Below are 6001 nucleotides of genomic sequence, written 5' to 3'. Positions count from 1 at the left end.
GGCGCACGCGGTGCACGCGGGACCCTCCGCGCTGCTGCCCGGCGGCAATTCGGCCGGGGCCGGGTTCGCGAGTTCCTGGTGCCGCGGCCCGCTTCGCCGTTGTCCTGTGGATCGGTCCCGGTCAGTGCGAGGCGAGGACGCGATCGTCGCCGGCGGCGGTATCGGAATCGAGCCGTTGGGTGAGCTTCTCACCTTCGATATCGAGCGACGGCACCAGGGGCGCCAGCCATTTCGGCAGCCACCAGATCCGTTCGCCGACGATGAGCATGAACGCCGGGACGATCAGCATCCGGACCAGGAATGCATCGGCCAGGACACCGACCGCGAGGGCGAAGCCGATGGTCTTGAGGATGACGTCGTCGGTGAGGGCGAACCCGGCGAAAACACCCACCATGATGATGGCCGCGGCGACGACCACGCGGGCACTGTGGGCGAACCCGTCGATCACGGCGCGGCGGGCGGGGGCCCCGTGGACGTAGGCCTCACGCATCCGGCTGACGAGGAACACCTCGTAGTCCATCGCGAGCCCGAACAAGATGCCGGTCAGCAGGATCGGCAGGATGAACAGCACGGGACTGGTCGAATCGAGTCCGATGAGCTGGTTGAGCCAGCCCCATTGGAAGACCGCGACCGTGGCGCCGAGGGAGACGCCGACCGAGAGCAGGAAGCCCAGCGCCGCCTTGATCGGCACCCACAGGGAGCGGAACACCGCGATCAGCAGGAAGATCGCCAGGCCCGCTACCACGGCCAGGTAGATGGGGAAGACCTGGCTGAGTTTGCCGGCGATATCGACCCCGACCGCGGTCTGGCCGGTGACCAGGGCGCGGGCGCCGGTCTCGGACGGGAGGTCGGCGACGGTGGTGCGGATCTCGTCGACCAGATCCTTGGTGGCCTGCTCCGAGGGGCCGGACGTGGGAATCACGGTGATGGTCGCGAACCGGACCGTCTCGAGCTGCCGGGTGAAGATCTGCTGGTCCTGCGGGGAGGTACCGGTGACCGCCGGGACGACGGTGGCGATACCGGACCCGGCCCGGCCGGCCAGGGTCTGCAGATCGTCGGTGGCGGCCTGCACGGCCGCGGCGGGGTTCGACGCCTGTGCGGTGTCGACGACCACGACGAGCGGACCGTTGGCGCCCGCGCCGAAGTTGTCGGAGATGAGGTCGTAGGCGGTCCGGGCCTCGCTGCCGACGGGTTTGCTGGAGTCGTCGGGCAGGGCGAGTTGCATGGACGTCATCGGGATGGCGGCCACGGCCGCGAGGGCGATACCGCCGGCGAGCGCAGGCCATTTGTGCCGGGAGAGGGCCTCCACCCAGCGGCGGCCGTGGGTGCGGTAGTCCGCACCGCCGTCCGCGGTGGTCATATAGCGGGGCCGCCCCTTCATGACCTTCGCACCGGCGAAGCCGAGGATCGCGGGCAGCAGGGTCAGTGAGATGAGGACGGCGATCGCCACGGTGAACGCGCCGCCGAGGCCCATCTGGGTCAGGAACCCGATATTGCACACCGCCAGGCCGACCAGCGCGATGATCACGGTCAACCCCGCGAATACCACCGCCGAACCGGCCGTGCCGACCGCGCGTCCGGCCGCCTCCTCGAGCGAGCGGCCCGCGCGGACCTCGCTCTGGTACCGGGACATGATGAACAGCGCGTAATCGATACCGACCGCCAGGCCGAGCATGGTGCCCAGCGCCGGGGTCACCGAGCTGAGCTCGACGAACCCGGTGAGGGTGGTGATGGCCAGCATCCCGATCCCGACACCGACGAGGGCGGTCAGCAAGGGCATGCCGGCGGCCACCAGCGAGCCGAAGGTGATGGCCAGCACCACCAGGGCGACGGCGACGCCGATCACCTCGGCGAGCGGCATCTCGACCTCGTTCAGCGCGTCGCCGCCGATGGCGACCTGCAGCCCGCCGCGTTCCGCGGCGTGCCCGGCGTCCTCGAGCGCCGTCCGGTCGGACTGGGGGAGTTCGGTCGAGGTCTTGTTGTAGCTCACCGCGGCGTAGCCGACCCGGCCGTCCTCGGACAGGGTGCCGCCGGTGAACGGATCCGCCACCGATTGCACGTTCTCGGTGGTCAGTCCCCGCAGTGCGGTGGTCACGGCGGCGTGATAGTCGGGTTCGGTGAGCGACCGTCCCTCGGGCGCCTCGAACACGACGCGTGCGGTGGCGCCGTCGGGGGCCGCCTGCGGGCTGCGCTGCTCGATGAGTTCGAACGCCTGCGTGGATTCGATACCGGGGAGTTCGAATTTATCGCTGGTCTTTCCCGACAGGGTCCCCGCGCCGACCGCCAGCACGGCGAGCAGCACCACCCAGATGGCCGCGACCGCCTTGCGGTGCACGAATGACCAGCGGCCGAGCCGGAACAACTGCCACGCCATGGGGTCTCCTCCAAGCGGCTATGTGGACCATATGGTCCGGTTATGCTTCAGGGTATGAGTGAGCGGACCCGAGGGTCCACTTGAAGGAGGCGGATGTGGAGGAACTCACCCCGACCCCTGTTGTGAGACGTGGGTCTCACTGCGAATGGATATGTCCCGATACGGGTTACGCGAGACCATGACCGGTATGACGACAGCGAAGTCGGATGCGCCGGTGACCGATGCGGAGAACTGGGCCGGACGCCGTGCCGATGCCCGCCAGAACCACGAGCGGGTCCTGGCCGCCGCGATCGATGTATTCACCGAACACGGAATCGGCGCCACCATTCCACAGGTCGCCGCCCGTGCGGGTGTCGGCAAGGCGACGGTCTATCGCAGCTATCCCACCAAGGCCGATCTGGTGCGCGCGCTGGCCCGGATGCATTTCGAATGGTTCCACGAACTCACCGCCGCTGCCGTGGCGGATGCACGGGTCGATGCCTATCACGCGCTCGAGGGCCTGCTGGAGCGGATAACCGCCCGCCTGGCCCAGGACCGGCTGATGATCGAAGTCCTCAGCGGTGTCGAGGGGCTCGGCGATGAGCGCCTCGAACGGCAGCTGGAACAGATCCTGGCCCTCGGTCGTGCGCAGGGCAGTCTGCGCGCGGATGCCAGCGGGATGGATGTCCAGGTGCTGGTGTCCGGTGCGGCCCGCGTATTGATCGATCTCGGTATCCGGGACCCCGATATCTGGCGCCGCTACGCGCGCCTGGCGCTGGCGGCACTGCGCGCGCAGCCCGGCGCGGACGAGGGCTGACCGGGGTCCGGTCACCCGCCGGCCGGGTTCCGGTCAGACCAGGGGTTTGCCGAGGGCCCGTCGTCGCCGCATATCCGCGAGATGCCGGTTCAGCGGGTACAGCCGCCAGCTTTCGGGACCGGCCGCCGTGATCGTGCCGATGACCCGCATGACCAGTTCGAAAGCCCGCTGCCTGCCCGGACCCCACCGCAGGCCCAGTTCCTCGCGGAAGCGCGGAGGCAGGAAGCCGGTGGTGAAGAATCTGTTCACGCGGCGGAAGAGCAGCTGTTCGAGCCGGTTGTAGGGGCCCAGATCGACCACCTGCTCGAGGAGGTAGGCCTTCACCTCGTCGTCCAGGCAGATCAGGGCACTCGTCGATGCCCAGTATTCGGCGAAGGCCGAGCGATCGGCAGGCCACATCTCCGGGCGCATCTGCAGTGTGGTGCCGAACCTGGCCGATTCCCGATACAGCTCGTCGGCGTCCTCGTCGCCGAGCGGGCCGTAGAGGAAGGTCAGCGAATCCACAACCCCGCGGTAGATGCACGCGGCGACCCACCGTTGCAGCTCCGGGTCGAAGGCGTTGTATTTCACCGGGCTTCCGGGCCTCGACCGCACGTGCCGATGCGAGGAATCGGTGGCGGCACGGTAGGCCTCGCGTTCCTCGTCGGTTCCCAGCATGGCGACGGCCAGGTAGGTCAGTGTCGTCCGCCCGCGCTTACGCGGATGTAGATCGAAACGCCCGCTCTCGACGGTGCTCTCGACGACGCCGCGGCCGACCGGCGCCAGGCTCAGTTGCATCACCACATTCGCCGGACCGCCGAGCAGGGCGCCCGGACCGGCCAGGTACTTGTGGCGTTCCCTCGGATCGGGCTGCCGTTCATCCGGCTTCGCCGACGCAGAACCTGACATCGCGCCTCCATGCATGATCGAGAGGAATTCTCTTCCATACTCTCACAAGCTATGTAGTATTCCAATCCATGATTGATGGTTTACATGCATAGTTGAGGCATTAAGTGATTCAGTATTCACACCAAATGTGGTTTCCGACCTCACACTGTCGGCCTCGGCGGGCATACGTGGAGGTGGATGGCCGCCGAACGTCCGGAGGTTTCTGTGCCGATGAAATTGCCCTCGCCGCGAGCGTCGTTGCGGACGATCACTGATGCGGTGGCTGCGGCCGCCGTCCTGCGCCGGCGCGGCATGCTCGACCCGAAGCGTCCCGACGAGCTGGTCCGCACCGCGCGCAATGCACGGGTGTACGGTCCGTTCGCCACCGTGCTCGCCCATGCCGTGCGCCGCCGCCGGCACGCGGCCGCTCTCGTCGACGAGCGCGGGACCCTGACCTTCGACCAGCTCGATCGTCAATCGAACGCACTCGCACGGGGTCTGCGGTCGGCCGGAATCGGACCGGGGACGGTGGTCGCGGCGCTGTGCCGCGACCACCGCGGTCTGGTGCTGACTCTGCTGGCCGCCGGCAAGCTCGGCGCCCGGGTGGTGTTGATGAACACCGGGTTCGCGAAACCCCAGCTGGCCGATGTCGCCCGGCGCGAAGGCGTCGGGGCGATCCTCGCCGATGTCGAGTTCACCGCGGTGCTCGACGGCATCGGGCCGGCGACGCCACGGATCTACACCTGGACCGATGCCGTTCATCCGCTGGACCCGTCGGCGGTGACGATGGACGCGCTGATCGCCTACAACTCCGACGACGCGCTGCCGGCTCCCGAGCGGGCCGGCGGCACTGTGATCCTGACCAGCGGCACCACCGGAACGCCCAAAGGCGCACCCCGCGACAAGGTCTCGCCGTGGCAATCGGCGCAGTTCCTGGACCGGGTGCCGGTGCCGCGCGACGACACCATGGTGATGGCGGCCCCCATCTTCCACGGCACCGGTCTGTCGCAGTTCACGCTCGGCTGGGCGCTGGGCAACAAAGTGGTGCTGCGCCGGCGGAGATTCGATCCGCGGGAGACCCTCGCGGCGGTCGCGCAGAATCGCGCCGCGAGCCTGGTCCTGGTGCCGACCATGCTGCAGCGCATCGTCGACCTCGGGCCCGACGTCCTCGCGCAGTACGACACCTCGTCGCTGCGGGTGATCTTCTCCGCCGGATCTCCGGTGTCACCGGACCTCGCTCACCGCACCGCCCGGGCATTCGGGGATGTCCTCTACAACCTCTACGCCTCCACCGAGGTCGCGGTCGCGGCCGTCGCGACGCCGGAGGATATGCGGGTCGCGCCCGGTACGGTGGGCCGCCCTCCGGTCGGATGCCGGGTCGCGATCTACGACGAGCACCGCCGGAAGGTCACCACTGCCGGTGTGGTGGGCACGATATTCGTCGCCAGCGGCCTGAGTTTCGCCGGCTACACCGACGGCCGGAACAAGGAGATCGTCGACGGGATGCTGTCCAGCGGCGATATCGGCCATTTCGACGTCGGCGGACGGCTGTTCATCGACGGTCGCGACGACGATATGATCATCTCCGGCGGTGAGAACGTCTTTCCCCTGGAAGTAGAGAATCTGCTCGCGGGGCGCGCCGATATTCTGGAGGCTGCGGTCATCGGCGTGCAGGATCGCGATTTCGGCACCCGCTTGCGGGCGTTCGTCGTCCCGGCCCGGGACGCGGTTCTCGACCAGGAGGAGATCAAACTGTACGTGCGGGCCAACCTCGCACGGCACAAGGTCCCCCGCGATATCGTCTTCATCGACGAACTGCCCCGCAATGCGACCGGCAAACTGGTCCGCCGCGAGCTCGAAGGCTACGAGATCGCCTACGAGACAAGGCTGCAGATGCCGCGGGCGGACTGAAGCCGCCGCATCGAGCGATCCGGAAAGCGGTCCCGGATACCGGGGCCGCGGCG

At 68.3% G+C, this 6001-nt stretch carries 4 protein-coding genes; 2 read left to right on the top strand and 2 right to left on the bottom strand.

Going from position 1 to position 6001, the window contains the following annotated elements; all coding sequences use genetic code 11:
- Window positions 1–121: 121 nt before the first annotated feature.
- A complete protein-coding gene (locus tag AB0F41_RS18610; protein ID WP_357425317.1) occupies window positions 122–2374 on the bottom strand; it encodes an MMPL family transporter in 2253 nt (750 codons plus the stop codon).
- A 187-nt stretch (window positions 2375–2561) separates the two neighbouring features.
- On the opposite strand from AB0F41_RS18610, the gene AB0F41_RS18605 reads away from it, so the two are divergent.
- Window positions 2562–3170 carry a TetR/AcrR family transcriptional regulator gene (locus AB0F41_RS18605; protein ID WP_357425315.1) on the top strand — a complete coding sequence of 203 codons (609 nt, stop codon included), beginning with the start codon at window positions 2562–2564 and terminating at the stop codon, window positions 3168–3170.
- 33 nt (window positions 3171–3203) lie between these two features.
- Here the strand turns inward: AB0F41_RS18605 and AB0F41_RS18600 are convergent, their stop codons facing one another.
- Window positions 3204–4058, bottom strand: coding sequence for an oxygenase MpaB family protein (locus AB0F41_RS18600; RefSeq protein ID WP_357425313.1), 855 nt, complete (start codon window positions 4056–4058; stop codon window positions 3204–3206).
- A gap of 210 nt (window positions 4059–4268) precedes the next feature.
- Between AB0F41_RS18600 and AB0F41_RS18595 the strand changes: the two genes are divergently transcribed.
- Window positions 4269–5948 carry an acyl-CoA synthetase gene (locus tag AB0F41_RS18595; protein WP_357425311.1) on the top strand — a complete coding sequence of 560 codons (1680 nt, stop codon included), beginning with the start codon at window positions 4269–4271 and terminating at the stop codon, window positions 5946–5948.
- The last annotated feature ends 53 nt before the right edge of the window (window positions 5949–6001 follow it).

This window comes from Nocardia sp. NPDC024068 (genome assembly GCF_040638875.1).
In the GTDB taxonomy this organism is placed as follows: Bacteria; Actinomycetota; Actinomycetes; order Mycobacteriales; family Mycobacteriaceae; genus Nocardia.
The sequence above is the reverse complement of the archived record's forward strand: the minus strand, read 5'-3'. Positions and strand labels throughout refer to the sequence as shown.